The organism is Rhizobium viscosum (genome assembly GCF_014873945.1).
Taxonomy (GTDB): domain Bacteria; phylum Pseudomonadota; class Alphaproteobacteria; order Rhizobiales; family Rhizobiaceae; genus Rhizobium; species Rhizobium viscosum.
This window is the reverse complement of the sequence record NZ_JADBEC010000001.1, coordinates 869650-890053: the sequence shown is the minus strand read 5'-3', so window position 1 is coordinate 890053 and position 20404 is coordinate 869650. Positions and strand designations below refer to the sequence as shown.

19 protein-coding genes are annotated in these 20404 nt (G+C 61.2%); 11 read left to right on the top strand and 8 right to left on the bottom strand.

What is annotated here, in order from left to right:
• Nucleotides 1–135 precede the first annotated feature (135 nt).
• On the top strand, nt 136–2433 hold the full coding sequence (locus H4W29_RS04525) for a putative bifunctional diguanylate cyclase/phosphodiesterase (protein ID WP_192727865.1): 2298 nt from the start codon (nt 136–138) through the stop codon (nt 2431–2433).
• Here the strand turns inward: H4W29_RS04525 and H4W29_RS04520 are convergent, their stop codons facing one another.
• Nucleotides 2434–3405, bottom strand: a complete 972-nt coding sequence (locus tag H4W29_RS04520) for a glycerophosphodiester phosphodiesterase family protein (RefSeq protein ID WP_192727864.1) — start codon at nt 3403–3405, stop codon at nt 2434–2436.
• A 139-nt stretch (nt 3406–3544) separates the two neighbouring features.
• Here H4W29_RS04520 and H4W29_RS04515 point away from each other — a divergent pair, with 139 nt between their 5' ends.
• Complete coding sequence (locus tag H4W29_RS04515; RefSeq protein ID WP_192727863.1) at nt 3545–4111, top strand: dienelactone hydrolase family protein; 567 nt, start codon at nt 3545–3547, stop codon at nt 4109–4111.
• 5 nt (nt 4112–4116) lie between these two features.
• Here H4W29_RS04515 and H4W29_RS04510 read toward each other — a convergent pair whose 3' ends face one another.
• Entirely contained in the window at nt 4117–4713 is a 597-nt protein-coding gene (locus H4W29_RS04510; RefSeq protein ID WP_192727862.1) for a DUF922 domain-containing Zn-dependent protease, read from the bottom strand.
• Between the two features lie 158 nt (nt 4714–4871).
• Between H4W29_RS04510 and H4W29_RS04505 the strand changes: the two genes are divergently transcribed.
• The 5 genes from H4W29_RS04505 to H4W29_RS04485 all read left to right on the top strand — a co-directional run bounded on the left by H4W29_RS04505 (nt 4872) and on the right by H4W29_RS04485 (nt 10737).
• Nucleotides 4872–5882, top strand: a complete 1011-nt coding sequence (locus H4W29_RS04505) for a ligase-associated DNA damage response exonuclease (RefSeq protein WP_192727861.1) — start codon at nt 4872–4874, stop codon at nt 5880–5882.
• Between the two features lie 229 nt (nt 5883–6111).
• Nucleotides 6112–7737 carry a cisplatin damage response ATP-dependent DNA ligase gene (locus H4W29_RS04500; protein WP_192727860.1) on the top strand — a complete coding sequence of 542 codons (1626 nt, stop codon included), beginning with the start codon at nt 6112–6114 and terminating at the stop codon, nt 7735–7737.
• A gap of 115 nt (nt 7738–7852) precedes the next feature.
• On the top strand, nt 7853–8776 hold the full coding sequence (locus H4W29_RS04495) for an alpha/beta hydrolase family protein (protein ID WP_192727859.1): 924 nt from the start codon (nt 7853–7855) through the stop codon (nt 8774–8776).
• A gap of 146 nt (nt 8777–8922) precedes the next feature.
• Entirely contained in the window at nt 8923–9735 is an 813-nt protein-coding gene (locus H4W29_RS04490; protein ID WP_192727858.1) for a L,D-transpeptidase, read from the top strand.
• 276 nt (nt 9736–10011) lie between these two features.
• The gene (locus tag H4W29_RS04485; protein WP_192727857.1) at nt 10012–10737 is read left to right on the top strand and encodes a L,D-transpeptidase; all 726 of its coding nucleotides are present in this window, start codon (nt 10012–10014) and stop codon (nt 10735–10737) included.
• 151 nt (nt 10738–10888) lie between these two features.
• On the opposite strand, the gene H4W29_RS04480 is transcribed toward H4W29_RS04485, so the two are convergent.
• Nucleotides 10889–11851 (bottom strand): LysR family transcriptional regulator, encoded by a 963-nt coding sequence (locus H4W29_RS04480; RefSeq protein WP_192727856.1) that lies wholly within the window; start codon nt 11849–11851, stop codon nt 10889–10891.
• A gap of 123 nt (nt 11852–11974) precedes the next feature.
• Between H4W29_RS04480 and H4W29_RS04475 the strand changes: the two genes are divergently transcribed.
• A complete protein-coding gene (locus tag H4W29_RS04475) occupies nt 11975–13375 on the top strand; it encodes an MFS transporter (RefSeq protein WP_192727855.1) in 1401 nt (466 codons plus the stop codon).
• 61 nt (nt 13376–13436) lie between these two features.
• On the opposite strand, the gene H4W29_RS04470 is transcribed toward H4W29_RS04475, so the two are convergent.
• Complete coding sequence (locus H4W29_RS04470) at nt 13437–13913, bottom strand: MarR family winged helix-turn-helix transcriptional regulator (RefSeq protein WP_192727854.1); 477 nt, start codon at nt 13911–13913, stop codon at nt 13437–13439.
• A 127-nt stretch (nt 13914–14040) separates the two neighbouring features.
• Between H4W29_RS04470 and H4W29_RS04465 the strand changes: the two genes are divergently transcribed.
• Nucleotides 14041–14463 carry an organic hydroperoxide resistance protein gene (locus H4W29_RS04465; RefSeq protein ID WP_113427204.1) on the top strand — a complete coding sequence of 141 codons (423 nt, stop codon included), beginning with the start codon at nt 14041–14043 and terminating at the stop codon, nt 14461–14463.
• Nucleotides 14464–14520: 57 nt separating this feature from the next.
• On the opposite strand, the gene H4W29_RS04460 is transcribed toward H4W29_RS04465, so the two are convergent.
• Entirely contained in the window at nt 14521–15819 is a 1299-nt protein-coding gene (locus tag H4W29_RS04460; RefSeq protein WP_192727853.1) for a cytochrome-c peroxidase, read from the bottom strand.
• 211 nt (nt 15820–16030) lie between these two features.
• On the opposite strand from H4W29_RS04460, the gene H4W29_RS04455 reads away from it, so the two are divergent.
• Nucleotides 16031–17575 carry an acid phosphatase gene (locus H4W29_RS04455; RefSeq protein ID WP_192727852.1) on the top strand — a complete coding sequence of 515 codons (1545 nt, stop codon included), beginning with the start codon at nt 16031–16033 and terminating at the stop codon, nt 17573–17575.
• Between the two features lie 64 nt (nt 17576–17639).
• On the opposite strand, the gene H4W29_RS04450 is transcribed toward H4W29_RS04455, so the two are convergent.
• From H4W29_RS04450 to H4W29_RS04440, 3 genes are all read right to left on the bottom strand, one after another.
• Entirely contained in the window at nt 17640–18635 is a 996-nt protein-coding gene (locus H4W29_RS04450; protein ID WP_192730670.1) for an aldo/keto reductase, read from the bottom strand.
• Nucleotides 18604–19011, bottom strand: a complete 408-nt coding sequence (locus H4W29_RS04445; RefSeq protein WP_192727851.1) for a MerR family transcriptional regulator — start codon at nt 19009–19011, stop codon at nt 18604–18606. The genes H4W29_RS04450 and H4W29_RS04445 overlap by 32 nt, the downstream gene beginning before the upstream one ends.
• 112 nt (nt 19012–19123) lie before the next feature.
• On the bottom strand, nt 19124–19570 hold the full coding sequence (locus H4W29_RS04440; RefSeq protein WP_192727850.1) for a MarR family winged helix-turn-helix transcriptional regulator: 447 nt from the start codon (nt 19568–19570) through the stop codon (nt 19124–19126).
• 90 nt (nt 19571–19660) lie between these two features.
• Here H4W29_RS04440 and H4W29_RS04435 point away from each other — a divergent pair, with 90 nt between their 5' ends.
• The gene (locus H4W29_RS04435) at nt 19661–20404 is read left to right on the top strand and encodes a DUF899 domain-containing protein (protein WP_192727849.1); all 744 of its coding nucleotides are present in this window, start codon (nt 19661–19663) and stop codon (nt 20402–20404) included.

Sequence of the window (20404 nt, the reverse complement as noted above, 5' to 3'; positions counted from 1 at the left end):
GCGAAACCCAAAAATATTGTCGTCTTGTTCACCTTTCCATTTAAGCACCCCGAAGGAAATGCTCGTTATTTTAGAAAGCGGTTTCAATTGTGATTATTGTGGATAGGCCTGCGGTTACCGGGAGAAAACAGCGTCATGAAAGGAATGGGTGCCCGGCGTTGGGAATCTGGTGACAGCTTCAGTGCCGAGACACAACGTATCGTAGCTGCCACGGAGGCAATGATGGCGGCGACTGCCCATCATCTTTCCGAAGGCATAGAGAACCTCCGCCTCAAGGCGATCGTCCACGAGCTTCCCGATTTTCTTTACGTCAAGGACCGCGACAGCCGCTTCGTCTTCGCCAATGCTGTCGTGGCGCGCAGCCACGGGCTGGAGAACGCTGCCGAGATCGCCGGCAAGCGTGATTTTGATCTGTTCGATTTTGAGACGGCCCGCCGGTGTTTCGATGTCGAGCAAGAGATCATGTCGGGCGGCGAGCCCCGCATCGACATGGAAGAACTCGTGCCGATGCCGGATGGCGGCACCATGTGTCGCCTGACTTCCAAGATACCGCTGCGCAACGATCGCGGCGAGGTCGTCGGGCTCATCGGTGTGTCTCGCGATATCACCGAGCGCAAACGCCAGGAGGAACTCTATCGCGGCCAGGCGAACTTGCTGGAAATGATCGCCCGCAACGAACCGCTGCCGATGATCCTCGAAGCGCTGGTGCTGATGATCGAACGGCAGATGACCGGCATTTCCGGCTCCGTACTCTTGCTCGACAGCGAGGGCACCCGGCTTTACCACGGCGCGGCTCCCAATTTGCCCGGCGCCTACAGCCGCATGATCGACGGCGTTGTCATCGGCCCGAAGGTGGGCTCCTGCGGCACGGCAGCCTGGCGTGGCGAAACCATCATCGTCGAGGACGTCATGGCCGATCCGCTCTGGGAGGATTTCCGGGCGATGGTCAGCCAGTTCGGCTTCCGCTCCTGCTGGTCCACGCCGATCTGCACCTCGCAGAAGAATGTCCTCGGCACCTTCGCGCTTTACTCCAAAGAGACGCGACGCCCGACCGAACACGAGATGAAGCTGGTGGCGCTCGCCACCCATATCGCCGGCATCGCTATCGAGCGCAAGCGCGTCGATGACCGCATCCATTTCATGGCCCATCACGATGATCTGACGGGCCTGCCGAACCGCGCCTTCCTGAAGGAGCGCATGGCGAAGATCCTCGATCAGGCCCGGCGCAACAACCGCAAGGTCACCGTTGCCTATATCGATCTCGACAATTTCAAGGAGATCAACGACACGAGCGGCCACGCCGCCGGCGACGAGGTGCTCAAGGAGACTGCTGCCCGCATGGCAAACTGCGTGCGCGCCTCCGATATGGTGGTACGCCTCGGCGGCGATGAATTCCTCGTCGTGCTCGTCCACCAGTCCAGCCACGATGCCGGCATCATGCGGCGCCTGCGGGAGCTGCAAAAAGCGATTTCCAAGCCTGTACGCTCCGAAACCGGTGAGATCGCCGTCACATCGAGCATCGGCATTGCCGCCTTCCCGTGGGATGGTGCGACGCCTGAAGAATTGCTCACCAATGCTGACCGCGCCATGTACCGTGCCAAGCAGCTTGGCCGCAACACGCTGCAATACCACGACGGCGTCGTGAGCAATCCGGTCGATCTGCCGCTCAGCGAGCAGGAGGAACTGCGCCAGGCGATCATCGCCAATCAGCTCTTCCTGCTCTACCAGCCGCAGGTCGATGTCGTGACCGGCCGCATCACCGGCCTCGAAGCCCTGGTGCGCTGGAACCATCCGACCAAGGGCGTGATACCGCCCGTCAATTTCATTCCGCTTGCGGAAGAAACCGGCCTCATCGTGCCGCTCGGCCTCTGGGTGCTGAACGAGGCCTGTCGCCAGGCCCGGGCCTGGCAGGACATGGGCCTGACGCCACTGACCATTGCCGTCAATGTCTCGCCCAAGCAGTTTACCGATCCGGATTTCGCATCCCACGTCGCCGAAGCGATCGATAGCCATAGGCTCAATGCGCGCTGGCTGGAGTTGGAGGTGACCGAAAGCGTCATCATGCATGATGCCGCCCGTGCGCTCGCCATCATGCTGTCGCTGCGTGCGCTCGGCGTGCGCCTGTCGATCGATGATTTCGGCGCCGGTTATTCCTCGCTTGCCGCATTGAAGACCTTTCCTTTCGACCGGTTGAAGATGGACCGCTCGCTCGTTGAGGCTCTGCCCGCCGATGAGACCGCCGTCGCCATCGCATCGGCCGTCATTTCCCTCGCCCAGACTTTGAAGCTCTCGGTTCTCGCCGAAGGCGTGGAAACCGATGCGCAGCTGGAATTCCTGCGCCATGCCAGATGCGAGGAGGCGCAGGGCTATCGCTTCTCCAAGCCTGTCGCGCCGGAAGAGATCGTCGTCATGTTGTTGGCGCGAGGCGCCTGATCACTTCACCAGATTGGCGATCGTCTCGATCTCGTTCGTCCATATGCCGCCGGAATAATTGTCAGGCAGTTGCGCGAAGCGTTCGGCAGTGTCGATACCGGTCGAAAAGCCGCCACCGTGATAGGGGCCGATGACGAAGACTTGCGTATTTGCGTCCTGCATGCGCTTGAGGAACCTGTCCGGCCAGCCCCAAAGCCAGGGCGCATAATTGATCGGAACCAGCATCATCACATTCTTGCAATCATCAGGCAGAATGCCCGTCCAGCCATAGCCGATATAGCCGGTAAGGCAGCCCATCAGGCTGGCGCGCGAAGCCGTGCGGATATCGGGCGCCAGCTGCCGGAGCCGGTCGATCGGCTCGTCGCCGCCATAGACGATGATCCTGATGCGTCGTTCAGCGGGCAGGCCGTTCAGCACGGCCGCGAGCTTTTCGCCCTCGGAGGGGTCGCGGCTTTTGACGTTGATGAGCAGATGTTTGTCCGGGAAGGTGGAAAGCACCTCGTCAAGGGTCGGCATCTGACCGACGCCTTTGCCACGGAAAGGGAAACTCTTGCCGCCATCGGCCGTGTAGCCATAACCGATGTCGAGTGTCTTCATCTCGACCATGGAATGTTCGCGCGTGACGCCATGCCCATCCGTGCGGCAATCGAGCGTCCAGTCGTGGAAGACGGCGAACTGCCCGTCGGTCGTCGGATGCACGTCGACCTCCACTACATCGGCACCGGCATCGAATCCCGCCCGCATGGATCGGATTGTGTTCTCCAGATAATCATGCTTCGGCGGCAGCATGCGCGCGGCGGTGCAGGTGTCGTTCTTGAGACCCGTCTCATCGAAGCGCTGGGCGATGCCGCGATGCGCCAGAAGCAGTGGCTTGCCCTCGCGATGTTCGGCTAAAAAGCTGGTATTATTGAGATAAACTGCGGCGGCAAAGGCGAGAATTGCCACGCCTGTATATTTGAGCTTCCGTCCCATCATCCCCTCCGGTCGCGCCTCGCAAAGGGCTATAAAGCGATTCCGGTGGTTCTTTGGCTCATTTGCGGCTTTTGTGGGTAAAGTCTCGCCTTCACGTTGCAGAAATCCTATGTTGACCCAGCAAAGTAGGGAGGTAGCGATGGCGGCGATTGTACTTTTTCATTCGGTCTACGGGTTTCGGTCCCTTGAACGCGATGCCGCGGCGCGCCTGCGTGCTGCGGGCCACGAGGTTGTCACGCCCGACCTTTACGAGGGCGGGGTAGGGCAGACCATCGAGGAAGGTTTCGCTATCCGCGAGGAAATCGGCCGGGCCGAGCTTTGCAGGCGCGCCGAAAAGGCGGTCGCCGACCTGCCGGCATCGGCCGTGCTCGGCGGCTTCTCCATGGGGGCGGGCATTGCCGCAAGCCTCTGGCCGAGCCGACCGCAGACATCGGGCATGCTACTGCTGCACGGCACCGCCGAGATTCCTGCCAATGCGCGCGAGGGCATTCCCGTTCAGGTCCACCTTGCCGATCCCGACGAATACGAGCCGGCGGATGAAGTAGCCGCGTGGCGTGCGCATGCCGCGAGAGCCAATATCAGCCTGGAGGTTTTCCTCTATCCCGGCGTCGGTCATCTCTATACCGATCCGTCGCTGCCTGACTATGATGCAAAGGCGGCGGAGGCCACCTGGAGCCGCGTCGACGCTTTCCTCGCCGCGCTCTGAACCGGTCAGGGACCGTTCACCAGCTTCAGGATGAGCTGCTGGATATTGCCGCCTTCACTCATTTCTACGCGGTCGAAATCCCGGCCGCGCTGGCGCTGCTTGTTGGAGAGCTCGCCGAGCCGCACCGTCAGCTCTGGCCTGATCTTCTTGCAGCCGGGATCATCAGGCACGGAGAAGCCGTTGCTCAGCGTCTCGATCTCTTTCACCATCTCGATGATCGTCTCGCCATGCCAGCGCTCATGGATGCGCACGCCGGCCATGAAGCTATCCCAGCTTGCCTTGGTAGCCGCCGGCAGGTCGTTCGGCGCTTTCGGCAGCGTATAGATGATGGTGAGCTTCGGCTTCGCGTAGGTAAGGGTGCAGGCGCTGCCCTGCTGTTCGTATTTGCGCGTCCAGGTCAGCTTGAAAGTCGTATGCGCGATCACTCGTCCTGACCCAGCCTGCGGCCCGTGTTCGCCGATGGACCGGTAGAGTTCCATGCCGGTGCGGCCGGTGATCGCGTAGGCCTTCACTTCCTCACTCGGCTGCCAGTCGGTCGCCGCGGCCGCAGCAGGTAACATCAGCCCGAGCGCCGCCAATGCATATCCGAAAATAGTCCTCATACGCCTCTCATCTGCTTCCCTGCTGTAGCGCGGGCGAAGCTAACGAGGCTTGTAGGCGGATGCAATGGACGGGAGCGCCGCAAGGCTCGCCTTCACGGCTAAATTTGACGGTGCGTATCCCTCTGGCGCTAAACACATTTCCCACTATCTTTGCTGTCATGAGACCAGACGCGCTGCTCTATCCCGCCCCCGAAGGGCTCTATTGCCCGGAAGGCGGCTTCTATGTCGATCCTGTGCGGCCGGTGGAGCGGGCGCTCATCACCCATGGCCATTCAGATCACGCGCGTCCAGGTCATGTGAATGTGCTCGCCACCCGCCAGACGCTCGACATCATGCGCATCCGCTACGGCGACGGCTTCTCAGTCAGCGAACAGCCGGTCGCTTTCGGGGAGGAGCTCGTCGTCAACGGCGTGAAGGTTAGCTTCCATCCCGCCGGCCATGTGCTCGGTTCGGCTCAGATCGCCATCGAGAAGAATGGCACACGCATCGTCGTATCGGGCGACTACAAGCGCCGCCCCGACCCGACCTGCCAAGCCTATGTTCCGGTGCCCTGCGATGTCTTCATCACCGAGGCGACCTTCGGCCTGCCGGTCTTCCACCATCCCGATCCGATCGACGAGACCGGCAAGTTGCTCGCCTCGCTGCGCCAGTTTCCCGAACGCACGCACCTCGTCGGCGCCTATGCGCTCGGCAAGGCGCAGCGCGTCATCCGCTTGCTGCGCGATACCGGCTACGGCGAACCGATCTATATCCACGGCGCCATGGAACGGCTCTGCGATTATTATATCAGCCAGGGCATCGGTCTCGGCCAACTGTTGCCGGCCACCATCGAAAGCCGCGACAGCTCCATCTTCAAGGGCGCCGTCGTCATCGGCCCGTCCTCCGCCTTCGCCGACCGCTGGGCCCGCCGCTTCAACGATCCGCTGCCTTCCTTCGCCTCCGGCTGGATGATGGTGCGCCAGCGCGCCAAGCAGCTTGGCGTCGAACTGCCGCTCGTCATTTCCGACCACTGCGACTGGCCGGAACTGACCGAGACGATCACCGAGCTCGCCCCGCAGGAGGTCTGGGTTACTCATGGCCGCGAGGAGGCGCTGGTTCGCTGGTGCGAGCTGCAGGGCATCAAGGCCAAGCCGCTGCATCTGGTGGGCTATGAGGATGAGGGGGATTGAGGATGGTGTTCGTGGCTGAAAACCCCTCATCACGAATCGCAAAGTTCAGCGAGCGGCCGACCAAACATCCCTTCTCCCCAGCGGGGAGAAGGTGGCGGCAGCCGGATGAGGGGGCCGCACGGCAAGAGCTATCTGTCACACGAGCAATTCACATTCGGCGCTGGAGGCCCCCTCATCCGACCCTTCGGGCCACCTTCTCCCCGCGGGGGAGAAGGGATGGAGGCTCAAAATGAAAGCCTTTGCCGACCTGCTCGACCGTCTGGTCCTCACCCCCAGCCGCAATGGCAAGCTGAAGCTTCTGACTGACTATTTCCGCGACACTCCGGACCCTGACCGTGGTTACGGCCTTGCCGCCATCGCCGGCACGCTCGAAGTGCGCGACGTCAAGCCCGCCATGTTGCGCGATCTGGTGCTGGAGCGCATGGACGAGGTGCTCTTCCACTATTCCTATGATTATGTCGGCGATCTTGCCGAAACCATCTCGCTGGTCTGGGACAATGAGCGCGATATCGACCGCTCCGCATTTGCCCAGCCGCGCCTCGGCGAAGTGGTCGTCAGGATGAATTCGCTCGGCCGCACCGAGGTGCGCAGCTTCGTGCGCGACCTGCTCGACCGCCTCGATTCCTCCGGCCGCTTCGCCTTCATCAAACTCACGACCGGAGCGCTGCGCATTGGCGTTTCCGCCCGGCTTGCCAAGCAGGCGCTCGCCGATCTTGGCGACAAGGATGTGACCGAGATCGAAACCCTCTGGCATGGCCTGCAGCCGCCTTATGAATCGCTCTTCAAATGGCTGGAAGGCGGAGAAGAAAAACCGGTGCTTGCAACGCCCGCCATCTTCCATTCCGTCATGCTTGCCAATCCGGTGGAGGAGGGGGATCTCGATAGTCTCGACCCCGCCAATTATGCAGCCGAGTGGAAATGGGATGGCATCCGCGTCCAGCTCTCCCGCTCCGGCGAGACGCGCAGGATCTATTCCCGTTCCGGCGATGATATCTCCGGCGTCTTTCCTGATATTCTTGATTCAATCAGCTTTTCCGGCGTCATCGATGGCGAGCTTCTGGTCGGCGGAACGGCGCGTTCCAACAATCCGACCCGCACCTTCTCCGATCTCCAGCAGCGCCTGAACCGCAAGACGGTGACGTCAAGGATGCTGGAGGAATATCCGGCTTTCATCCGCGCTTACGACATGCTTTTCGACGGTGAGCAGGATGTGCGCGGCAAGAACTATATCGAGCGTCGCGACCGGCTCTCGGAAATTATCGAGCGCGCTCCGCATGATCGCTTCGACCTTTCGCCATTGGTGCCGTTCTCCACCTGGGAGCAGTTGGACGATCTGCGCGCCACCCCGCCCGATCCCGTTATCGAAGGCGTGATGATCAAGCGCCGCGACAGCATCTATCAGGCCGGCCGCATGAAGGGGCCGTGGTTCAAGTGGAAGCGCAATCCGTACAATGTCGATGCGGTGCTGATGTATGCCCAGCGCGGCCACGGCAAGCGCTCCAGCTATTATTCGGATTTCACCTTCGGCGTCTGGGCGGATGACGAGGATGGCGAACAGCTTGTCCCCGTCGGCAAGGCCTATTTCGGCTTCACCGATGCCGAGCTCGAAATGCTGGACAAGTTCGTGCGTAATAACACGACCGAGCGCTTCGGCCCGGTCAGGGCAGTGCGGGCGGATAAGGAGTTCGGCTTCGTGGTGGAGGTCGCCTTCGAGGGAATCAATCGCTCCACTCGCCACAAGTCGGGCGTCGCGATGCGCTTCCCTCGCATCGCGAGATTGCGCCCCGACAAGCCCTCCTACGAGGCCGATCGCCTGCGCACGCTCATTGCTATGATCGACGCCAAGGCGGGTTGATATCATCTGCCTGCGCAAAAATGACGCAGGCCCCCCGTTTTCAACAGCATGTGTATTGGCGGTAACGTTCATCCGGTGCAGATTTTTTGAGCCGGGGAAATGATGGGTGCCGCGTATGAGCTCGCAAGAACGAAATGCCTTTTTCCGTCAACGCCGCGGCCTGCTTGCAGGCATGGCCGGCTCTTTTTTGTTGCCTGGCCTTGCGAATGCCTTCGATGTTCCCGACGTTCCGAGGCTCGCCAAGCATGACTATGCCAGTGTCCGTCATCACTTTCGCACCAAGCTGCTGCAGAAAGGGCCGGCGCCGGACAAATACGAGCCGCTGACAGCACCTGCCGACGCCGACCGGATCTTCTACCGCTCCGGCTACGGCGGCGAGCTGGAGCTGACGGCCTGGGTGTCTAAATACAAGCGCGAGAGCAAGCCGAAGCCCGGCATCCTCTTCCTTCACGGCGGCAATGCCATGGGCGTGGGCCACTGGCAGCTCATGAAGCCCTACATGGATGCCGGTTATGTCGTGATGATGCCGTCCATGCGCGGCGAGAACGGCCAGATGGGAAATTTCTCAGGCTTCTATGACGAGGTAGACGACGTGCTCGCCGCGACCGAGCGCCTGCGCCATCTGCCGGGCGTCGATCCCGAGCGTCTCTTCATCGCCGGCCATAGCGTCGGCGGCACGCTGACCATGCTGACGGCCATGAGTACGCATCATTTTCGGGCGGCCGTGCCGATTTCAGGTAACGCGGATGCCTTCCGGTTCTTCAACCGCTATCCTGAAGACATCCGCTTCGACGATTCCAACGCGCATGAATTCGAGGTACGCACGGCGCTTTGCTATGCGCACAGCTTCAAGTGCCCGGTGCGCGTGCTGCACGGCACGGAAGAGTCTCACTTCAACGATCGCGCCGATCTGCTTGTCTCGCGCGCCCGTGCTGCAGGCACGCATATTGAAGCCGATACGGTCGCCGGCAACCATACCTCGGCGCTGCCGGCCGAGATCGCACAGAGCATCCAGTTCTTCCACGGTGTGGCGGCCTGATAGCTGCCGGATGCGGGCCCGGCAAGGGCCTGCTTCACCGTCTTTTTCAGCCGGTTTCAGCTTCGGGCACCAGCCTCGCGCCAGCCGCGAATGCCATCCTGCGAGCAGATAATGCTGTCTCCGTGATCGCTGATGAGGGTGGTTTCATGAATTTTCTGCGCCGGGCTTTCCCCTTTGCCGGGCTTGCGGCTGCCGCAACGATGCTCAGCGGCTGCAACATTCTCGTTCCCGATGTTGCAGCCGATTCCCCGGCGCGCTTCGTGCTGGAAACTTCTCCGGTCTTCTACCAGCCGCCGGGTGTCGATCCACGCCGCGTCAAGCCGATACCCGATCAGCCGGTGCCCCAGACGCGCGAACTCTACAAGACGCAGTTCCACCAGACCTACGGCCTGCCGGTCAGCAATCCGCTGCGCCTCGATATGGACCGATACAGCCAGGTGAGGGATGGCGATTTTACGTTGCCGGCCATCCCCGCCAGCCGCATCCAGCCGGAATATCTGCGCCAAGAGGTCGATTACCAGACCAACGAGCGCCCCGGCACGATCGTTGTCGATACCAAGGACCGTTTCCTCTATTTCGTCGAAGGCAATGGCAAGGCTATGCGCTATGGCGTCGGCCTCGGCCGCGAGGGCTACGCCTGGAAGGGCCGTGGCGTCATCCAGTGGAAGCAGAAGTGGCCGCGCTGGACGCCGCCGGCCGAAATGGTGTCGCGCCAGCCGGAAGTCCGGTCCTTCTCTGCGGAAAACGGCGGCATGAATCCGGGCCTCCAAAATCCGCTCGGCGCGCGCGCCATGTATATTTTCAAGAACGGCCAGGACACGCTCTATCGCATCCACGGCACGCCTGACTGGCAGTCGATCGGCAAGGCGGTTTCCTCCGGCTGTGTACGCATGCTCAATCAGGATGTGGTCGACCTCTACGATCGCGTGCCGGCCAAGTCCGAGATCGTGGTGATGTAGGGCTGCAACAGGGCAGGTGAGATCGTCTGCCCGGAGCCGGACACGTCTGCGTGATGCTATGGTTTATTCAGCACAAGCCGATAGATCTTTCCTACTGCATAATTCCTTAAATCGGAATCGCTTTAAGGATAAAATTATGCAGCAGTTTAAAGTGCTACAGCGTCCTTTGCGCGTCTGAAGACGCGCGGCGCTGTAGTCGATTTCGGCATTGGACGAATCAGGGGTGAGCTGCGTTTATGGTAAACCCCGCATCACGAAGGAAATCAGTCCCGCGTCATGAGCCTCGATAAACCTCTCTCCCGTCGTAGCTTTCTTTCCTTTTCGGCTTTGACAGCGGCTTCCGCGCTGGCAGGCTGTGCCTCCACGTCGAATACGGTCGAAAATGGCGGCATGTCGATCAGCTACCGTTCGCCTTTCCGCGCGTTCCAGACGACGACCGTACCCGGCGAAGCAGAACTTGCCGTCATGTACGGTCCAATCGAAGACGGCGGCTTCCTCATCCCCGCCGTTCCCTATCAGCAGATCGATCCGCGCTACTACCGCCAGCAGGTCGTGGACCCAACGGGCCAGCCGCCCGGTACCATCGTCGTCGATACCCCCTCGCGATTCCTTTATCTCGTCCAGCCCGGCGGCATGGCGATGCGCTACGGCGTCGGCATTGGCCGCGAAGGTTTCGCGTGGTCGGGCAATGGTGTCATCCAGTGGAAGCAGAAATGGCCGCGCTGGAAGCCGCCGAATGAGATGGTCGCCCGCCAGCCGGAGCTTGCGAAATACTCGATCGAACGCGGCGGCATGGAACCTGGTCTCCTGAACCCGCTCGGTGCGCGCGCGCTCTACATCTTCTCGAACAACGAAGATACGCTCTACCGCCTGCACGGCAACCCGGAATGGCGCTCCATCGGCAAGGCCGTCTCGTCCGGCTGCGTGCGCCTGCTCAACCAGGACATCATCGACCTCTACGATCGCGTTCCCAACAAAACCCCGATCGTTGTTTGGCAGTGAGGAGTGATGCCGCGCAGCGGCAACAATCGATCCAGTGAATCGATTGTAACGACGAACGCCCGGAGCCCAAGCGAAGGGCTGAGCGGTGCCTACCCTAAAACAAAAAGCCGCTCGTCAAACGGGCGGCTTTTTGTTTGGCTTCGAAATCAAATCAAGCCGCTTCAGCGCAAATCCCAGCCTTGCACCCTGAGGCAAGCAGCGCCTTGTCCGCCACTTCGACAAACAATCGCCGGAACCACGACGCCCGCTCATCCGCCCTGTCCACCCGCCGGTACAGCATCGACACTGGATCGGCCGGCAGCTCAACCGGCGGCATCGAGACCTCGAGATTGTGAAGCTGCGCCATGCAGCGTCCCAGTGATTCCGGCACGATGGCAATCGACGGCATCGCTCTCAGCGCCGGCGGCACCGCAGAATAGCGGGGCACCGTCGCCACCACGTTGCGGCTCAAGCCCACCTTGTCGAGCGCAGCGTCGACCGCTGTCGTCGCACTACCGACGAAGGAGATGGCGATATGCGGCGCGGCGACGAAATCCTCGACGCTGATCGGCGGCTTCAGCTTCAATTGCTGCGGATCGTAAATGGCGATCGAACACTGCTCGAACAGCGGCATGCGGATATGCCATGAGGCGGGTTCGCCATGGACGGAAATGCTGAATTCGTAGGCGCCGTCATCGAGCATCTGCGCCGCATCGCGCTTGTCGGCAGCAACGCCCACGAGCCGTGCGCCCGGCGCAAGCTGACGCAGCCGTGCAACCAACGGGCCGAAGAAGGCGGTTTCCAGATTGTCGCACATGCCGACGCGGAATTCGCCCTGCCATGTCGATGGGTCGAAGCCTTTGGGCGGGCGGATCGCCCGTTCGATGCCGGAAAGCGCATCCTCGATCGCCGGTGCGATGGCGAGCGCCCTCGCTGTCGGCTGCAGGCCGCGGCCGACGCGTATGAAGAGTTCATCGTCCAGCGCCTCGCGTAGCCGCTTGAGAGCGGCCGAAAGTCCGGGCTGGCCGAGCAGCAGCCTTTCGGCAGCGCGGCTGACATTGCGCTCCTGCATCAACACCGAGAAAGCGAGCAGGAGATTCAGATCAATTTTGCGAAGGACAGCATCATTCATCATTATGAGTAATACCTGACATGGCTACTATCAATTTGCAATAGGGTTTGAAGCTGTACATTTTCTCGTTCCCTGCCGCCCCCCAGCCTCCCGGCGAAGGCGGCAGCAAAGAAGGAACCGAGATCGATGACCAATTCCCCATCTCCGCGCGGAGCCGGCCTGGCGTTGCTGCTGCTCTGCGCTGCGAATTTCCTTGATGCTATGGATGTTTCCACCATCGGGGTCGCCCTGCCTGCCATCCAGACCGAACTTGGTATGCCGCCAACCTCGCTTCAATGGGCCGTCAGCGCCTATGTGCTGGGTTACGGCGGGTTTTTGCTGCTCGGCGGCCGTGTCGCCGACCTCTTCGGCCACCGCCGCGTCTTCCTCTGGTCGCTCGGCATCTTCGCGGCCGCCAGCATTGCCGGCGGTTTCGTCGATAGCGGCCCGACGCTGATCGCTGCCCGCCTGGTAAAAGGCATCGCCGCAGCCTTTACCGCCCCGGCGGCGCTTGCCCTGCTGCTCTCCGTCTTCGGCGAGGGCGAAAAGCGGGCCAAGGCGCTCGGCGTCTTCGCCTCGACGGGTGCCACCGGCTTTGTGCTCGGTATGGTGCTCGGCGGTGCCGCCACCCTCGTGAGCTGGCGGGCAACGCTCGTCATGGGCGCTCCGGTCGCGATCCTCACGCTGGCGATCGCTCCCTTTGTCCTGCCTCCGGATGCGCGGCGCGGCGAGGGACGCAAGCATTTCGACTGGGCGGGCGCCTTGACGATCACCCCCGGCCTGCTGCTCTTCGTCTTCGGCATTACCAACGCTGCCGCAGTCGGCTGGAATGACTTCTTAACCTGGGGCTCGCTCGTTGCTTCCGTGGTGCTGATCGCACTCTTCCTGATCGTCGAATCGCGCCATGCCGATCCCATGGTGCCGCTGCATATCTTCCGCCGGGCAAAGCTCAGCCATGCCAATGCCATCGCCGCTTTGTTCCAGGGCGCCTATGTCGGCTTCCAGTTCATCGCCACGCTCTACTATCAGGATGTGATCGGCTGGTCGGCCTTTGCCACCGGCTTCTGTTTCGCTTTCGGCGGTGTCTGCGTGATGTTCCTTGCACCGCGTTTTGCCACTGTCGCGCAGAACCGCGGCACGACGGGCCTGATGGCGGTTGGCGTCGGGCTGCAGGCGACGAGCTATATCCTCTGGGTTGCTCTGGTCGGCCACATCGATCCGATCATCCTGGTTGCCTTGAACCAGATCCCGCTCGGCGTCGGTTATGCCATGACTTATCCGGCAATCCAGGTTGCAGCACTGTCTGACGTCGAGGAAGACAAGTCCGGCCTTGCCTCCGGCCTGCTCTTCGCTTCCTTCCAGATCGGCGGCGGCATCGTGCTTGCGGCCGCTTCCGCCATCTTCGCCGCAGCCCCGCACTTCGGCTGGGACCCTTACGTCGGCGGCATCGTCTTCGTGGCGCTGCTGGCGATCCTGATCACTCTGCTTGCCGCTGTCGGCCCGAAGACCGCCACGCTTCGCCCGCAGGCCTATCAGGCAGCGGAATAATGCAAATTGCCCGCGCCGGGTGGCGCGGGCATCTTCTTTCAGTCCGTGATCAAGTCACGGCCTATATGCTTGCGTTGAGGTTTCCGCGCAGCCGGCTCAGCATGTCACGCATGACCGCCATTTCCTCCAGCGTGCAGCCGATCGCCTCGCCGATCGAAGACATGATCATATTGACCTCGCCCCTCATCGCCTGACCTTTCGGCGTCAGCGACACGATGACCTGCCGCTCGTCGCGGGAATCGCGGGTGCGCTTGATGAGGCCGTTCTGCTCCAGCCGCTTGAGCAGAGGGGAGAGCGTGCCGGAATCGAGATCGAGCTGCTCTCCGATCGTCTTGACCGGCAGTTCGGCTTTTTCCCATAGAACCAGCATGACGAGATATTGCGGATAAGTGAGACCCACCCTGTCGAGTATGGGCTTGTAGGCGCGGGTAAAGGCATGCGCCGTCGCGTAGACCGCGAAACAGAGCTGCTTCTCCAGCCGCTTTTCCTCTTCCGGTATTTCCATCACTTTCGCAGTTCTCGCTTTCATCGCTGCCATCCCTAGAGGTCTCATTGTCCTCTTTTCAAATTCTGAATGCAATTTGCAAAATTCACTTGCGTGCAATTTAATTGGACATTATTAAAAACTCAACCCGAACGAACGGGGCTAACCAAAGGAGATTGTCATGCCTATTCTCTATACGACCAAAGCTTCCGCCACCGGTGGCCGCGCCGGCCGCGCCGTTTCCGAAAACGGCGTTCTCGACGTCACGCTGACCGTGCCGAAGGAACTCGGCGGCGACGGCGCAACCGGCACCAATCCCGAACAGCTCTTCGCAGCCGGTTATTCGGCTTGCTTCCTCGGTGCTTTGAAATTTGTGGCCGGCAAGGAAAAGGTCAAGATTCCCGAGGAAACCACCGTCTCCGCAACCGTCGGCATCGGCCCGCGTGAAGATGGCACCGGTTTCGGGATCGAAGTGGCCCTGACCGTCAACATCCCGGGCGTCGACCGCGAAACTGCTGAAAAGCTCGCAGCTGCGGCCCACATCGTCTGCCCTTACAGCCACGCCATGCGCACCTCGACCGAAGTTCCGGTCACAGTCGCCTGATTACTTGCTGCGCCAGTGAATAAAGGCCGGGGCATTGCTCCGGCCTTTTCTTTTGAATTAATGCGCCGCCCGCTGTTCCGGCCCGGGCAACTGATCGGCATCAGTCAGAGTGCCCAGGAAAGCGACGATATCGTCGATTTCCGATTCAGTCAGTGCCGGCGGATCGCCGGGCTTGCGGCCGAAGGGCGGGTCCTGATTGAGATTGCCCCAATAGGCCTCGGGTATATCGTCATATTTGCGGATCGTGCCGTCGGCGTTTTTCGGATACCAGCGGCCCGGATCGCTGTCGCGCGTGGCATAGAAGGAGACGACATCGCGCAGTGAATGGAAATAGCCATTGTGGAAGAAGCTCTTCTTGAGCGCCACATTGCGCAGAGTCGGCGTACGGAACAGGCCGCAGTATTCCGGCCGATCCTTGAAATCGGTACGCTGAGGGCCGCAAAGGCCGAGGTCGTGATAGTCAGGATCGTTGTTGGCCGGGATCGCCATGTTGCGCGGCACTGCGAGACCGAGGAAGCCGAAGTCGGAAAATTGCGGCGGCTCCCCATCATTGGCGGGCTCGCTCAGATGGCAGCTCGAACAGTTTCCCTTGGCCGGATCTTCGAAGAGCTCGCGCCCGTGAAGCTCCTGCGCCGTCAGAGTGCCCTTGCCGGCAAGAAAGGTGTCATAGCGGCTGGAATAGGGATAGAAGTCTGCGCCGCTCTGCTCGAAAGTGCTGAGCGCCTCGACTGCTCCCTGGAAGGCATCCCCTGCATTGCCGAAGACATCCTGGCCAAAAATCTCCTTGAAATCACCGGCATAGGCTGCTTTGCTGAGCGAGGCGACGACCTGGCTTTCGTCCTTGTTGCCCATTTCGAAAGGCGAAAGCAGCGGGATCTTCGCCTGGTCGTAGCCATGGTCCACGCGCCCGTCCCAGGTCAGGCCGCCGGTCGGCCCATTGTCGACGCTCTCGTCGCCTTCGTCTTCGGAATCGTAGAAATGCTCGGTAAAGGAGGGGACGGCCTGCAGGTAGCGTAAGGTCGGCACGGCGCGCAGTCCCGGCTGGTCCATATGCGGCCCGCCCATTTCGATCGGCGTTGCGGAAGCTGGGGCGAAACCATGATGCGGATCGTGGCAGGAGGCGCAGGCCTGCATGCCGGAGGCCGAAAGAGAGGAATCGAAGAACATCTTGCGGCCGAGTTCCGTCAGCGCCTCAGCGCGGGCATAGGCTTGCGCCCGCGACATGGGGCCGGGGTGCACGCCGCCGGTGACGGCCGCGCTGCTTTGCCGCAGGGGCAAAAGGCCAAAACCGAGCGCACTGACCGCCAGACCAAGCGCCAGGCCAGACCGCAGAAGCCAGATAATCTTTGTCGCCATGTCAGCGATTCCAATGGGTTAACATGATGCACGCTCATGATCGAACCTGACTGCAACAGATTGATGACGCGCGCGTACCGGCCGCTGCAACAACCCGCCCGATGTCACAAAGCTGATAGATGGCGGGAATAGCGTCTCGCCTGCGCTTGGGTCTTCCACGTCCGCCCGGCGCCCCTCTAGCCACGCCCCCTTAGCCATGAGGTATCCCGCCATGACCAGACTGAAATTCCTCCGCAATCTTTCGCTGGCCGGCTCGGCCATGCTGCCGCTGGCGCTTGCCACGGCCGCCCATGCAGCGCCCGCCGGCATGGACAAAATCCAGAATATCGTCGTCATCTACGCTGAAAACCGCAGTTTCGATAACCTCTATGGCAGCTTTCCGGGTGCCAACGGCCTCGCCAACGCAAGCGAAAGCCAGGCACGCCAGCTCGATCGCGATGGCGCACCGCTCGCCGAACTGCCGCCGGCCTGGGGCGGCTTGACCGCCAAGGGTGTGACACCCGCGATCACCGAGGCGCAGTCCGCCCACCTCGCCAATGCCGTCTTCTCGATCGACGATCCCAAGGGCTTCGCGCAGCCGACCAATGTCATCACCCGCGACCTCTGGCACCGCTTCTACCAGGAGCAGATGCAGATCGACGGCGGCAAGAACGACAAGTTCGTCGCCTGGGCTGATTCCGGCAGCCTTGTCATGGGCCACTATGACGGCTCGATCCTGCCCATGTGGCAGGTCGCCAAGAAATACGTCCTCGCCGATAACTTCTTCCAGGGCGGCTTCGGCGGCTCATTCTTCAACCACTTCCAGCTGATCTGCGCCTGCGCACCCTATTATGCGGATGCCGACAAGAGCCCCGCCAAGCCCACGATCGCCAAGGTCGATGCCGACGGCATTTCGCTGACCGTTGCCGAAAATGCCCCAAAATCCGCGCTCGACGGTGCCCCGAAATTCGTCTCCGACGGCAACCTCACGCCGGATTTCTATGCCGTCAACACCATGCAGCCGCCCTACCAGCCGAGCGCCAATGCTCCGGCCAAGGATGGCGATGCAGCCTATGCTGATCCCTCGCAGCCCAACACCTTGCCGCCGCAGCACGAAATCACCATCGGTGACCTGCTGTCGCTGAAGGGCGTCACCTGGGCATGGTATAGCGGCGCCTGGCAGGCAGCGCTCGATGGCAAGAACGCCACGCCGGTGCCGAACTTCCAGTTCCACCATCAGCCCTTCAACTATTTCGCCAACTTCGCGCCGGGCACGCCCGCCCGCGCCGAACATCTGAAGGACGGCGGCCTCGGTGGCGAAGCCTTCATCAAGGATATCGACGACGGCAAACTGCCGGCCGTTTCCTTCTACAAGCCGCAGGGCAACCTCAACGAACATGGCGGTTACGCCGATGTTTCGAGTGGTGACCAGCACCTCGCCGATCTCGTCTCCCATCTCGAAAAGAGTCCGCAATGGGGCCACATGCTCGTCATCGTCACCTATGACGAAAACGGCGGCTTCTGGGATCACGTCGCTCCGCCGAAGGCCGACCGCTGGGGCCCTGGCAACCGCATTCCGGCCTTCATCATCTCGCCCTATGCCAAGGCCGGCATGATCGACCATACGCAATATGACACGACCTCGATCCTGCGCCTGATCACGGCCCGTTACGACCTGCCGGTGCTGCCGGGTCTGCTTGCCCGCGACAAGGCGCTGGCGCTGAACAACGAGCCGCCGATGGGCAACCTGACGGCATCGCTCGACCTGACGCGCTGATCGTCACGATAATACTGTCTTCTCCCCAGACGTTGGGGAGAAGACTTCATGCTTTCCGGATGTCTTATCCATTGAGCGCGCGCATGCCGACTTCGCTGTAGCGATCTCCGACAGCGCGGGGCAGGGCGCCGGCGATTTCCTCGAGATCCTGCTGCGTCAGATCAACGGCAGCCGCTCCGAGGTTTTCGTCGAGCCGTGTGCGGCGGCGAGTTCCGGGAATAGGCACGATATCTTCGCCCTGAGCCATCACCCAGGCGAGCGCCAGTTGCGCCGGTGTTGCGTCCTTGCGGCGCGCGATCTCTTCGACCACAGCGACAAGTTCGAGATTGCGCTTGAAATTGTCACCCATGAACCGCGGCGAACTGCGTCTGTAGTCGTCGGACGCGAGTTCGTCGACGGACTTGATCGCTCCGGACAGGAAGCCGCGTCCGAGCGGTGAATAGGCGACAAGCCCGATCCCGAGTTCACGAAGGGTCTGCAGCACGCCGTCTTCCGGTTCGCGCGACCAGAGCGAATATTCGCTTTGAACGGCAGCAATGGGATGCACGGCATGCGCCCTGCGGATCGTCTCGGCGCTGGCTTCCGACAGGCCGATATGCCGGACCTTGCCGGCTTCGACGAGTTCCTTCATCGCGCCCACCGTCTCTTCGATCGGCGTATCGGGATCGACACGGTGGAGATAGTAGAGGTCGATATGGTCGACGCCGAGCCGCCGCAAAGACCCTTCGCAGGATGCCTTTGCATAGTCTGGCCGTCCGTTGGCCGATTGGGCGCTGACGCCGGGCATCGCTCCAGCTGCGCGTACGATGCCGAACTTGGTTGCCAGTACCACCTGGTCACGCCGGTCCTTGATCGCTTCCCCAACAAGTTCTTCGTTGGTGTGCGGACCATAGGTATCGGCCGTATCGAGCAGGGTGACACCGCACTCAAGCGCATGATGGATCGTGGCGATCGCCTCACCTCTATCGTCCGCCGTTGCGCCATAGGCCCAGTTCATGCCCATGCAGCCGAGGCCGATCGACCCGACCTCAAGTCCTTGCCCGAGCCGGCGTGTCTGCAATCTTCCGTTTGTCATCTCTCATCCTTTCTTCCGCCTCCTCATAGGAGGCGATTTTGCCGTCGAGGACGCGAAGGCAGGATTCGAGATCGGCCACATGGGCCCGGACATGCTCACGATGCTTCTTGAGCATCTCGCGACGCTCGCCGAAAGTGGCTTTCCCGCTACCGGCAAGCTTTGCATAAAGCAGCATGTCGCGGATCGGCATGCCGGTCGTCTTCAGACGGCCGAGAAACTCGATCCAGGAAAGGATTGAAGCGTCGTAGTCGCGTTGTCCGGATCGGTCGCGATCGGCATAGGGCAGCAGGCCGATACGCTCGTAATAACGCAGCGTATGAGCTGACAGACCGCACCGTTTCGCGAGGTCGCTGATCTTCATGAAACACCTGTTCTCGTCACGACGCCAAGGAAGCTACGGCTTTGAGCGCACTCTAAGTCAAGAGGCTTTTTGCGGCCAATTTTGCAGCCGTCTATCCCGCGCCTTGTAGGGTTCACGCCAGGTACTGCAAGTCCCGCCTCAGCCCATCCGCATCGCCATTTGGCAGCTTTGCTTCCAGCGCAGCATGCGTGCTTTCCCAGATCGGCAGAGCCTTTTGCAGCGCCGTCCGCCCTTCATCCGTCAGGCAGAGGAGGCGGCCGCGCCGGTCCCTCGGATTCTGCACCACATTGACGAAACCCTTGCGCTGCAGCGGCTTTAGCGCCGCCGTCAGTGTCGTCTGATCCATAGCGAGCAGGCTTGCGACCGGTCCCATCGGTGGCGGTTCCGGTCGGTTCAGGGACATCAGCAGCGAGAACTGGCCGTTGGTGAGGCCGACGGGCCGCAATGCATCGTCGAACAGCCTTGCGAGCGCACGGGCTACGCGCTGCACATGCAGGCACAGGCACGTATCCCGCACCAGAAGCGTCGTAGAAAAAGGAATCGCGATCGAGTTTGACATGATCTATTTCTATTGATATCAATGTATTTAGTCAAGGAGAGGAGACTATCTGCCGGAAAATGCCTGCCGCGCCGGAGGAGGGCGTAGATCATGTTGAACAAGGTGACTCAAAATCCCGCCGTTTCCCGCGAGGAATGGCTTGAAGCCCGCCGAGCTTTGCTCCTGAGAGAGAAAGAGGCGACGCATCTCAGAGACAAAGTGAATGCCGAGCGCATGGCTTTGCCTTGGGTGAAAGTAGACAAGAACTACACGTTCGATACGCCCCAGGGGCCGAAATCGCTCGCCGACCTTTTCGATGGCCGCAGCCAGCTCATGGTCTATCACTTCATGTTCGGCCCTGAATGGGAGGCCGGTTGCCCCGGCTGCTCGTTCCTCGCCGATCATCTCGACGGCACGCTGCCGCACTTGAACCACCACGACGTCACACTTGTCGCCGTCGCCCGCGCACCACTTGCCAAGATCGAGGCCTACAAGCAGCGCATGGGTTGGAAATTCCCCTGGGTTTCGTCCTTCGGCAGCGATTTCAACTTCGACTATCACGTATCTTTCACGCCTGAGGACCTTGCCAAAGACAAGGTCTTTTATAATTTCTCTCCGATAGCGCCCTCTGACGCCAATGATGAGCTGCCCGGACTTTCGGCCTTTTACCGGAATGAGAAGGGCGAAGTGTTCCATACCTATTCGAGCTATGCCCGCGGCGCCGAAGAGATCCTTGGTACGCTGATGATCCTGGATCACGCGCCCAAGGGCCGCAACGAAGATTCGACCATGGATTTCGTGAAGCGTCACGATGAATATGAGGAAGCCCCCCAAGCCTCATCCAGCTGCCACTAG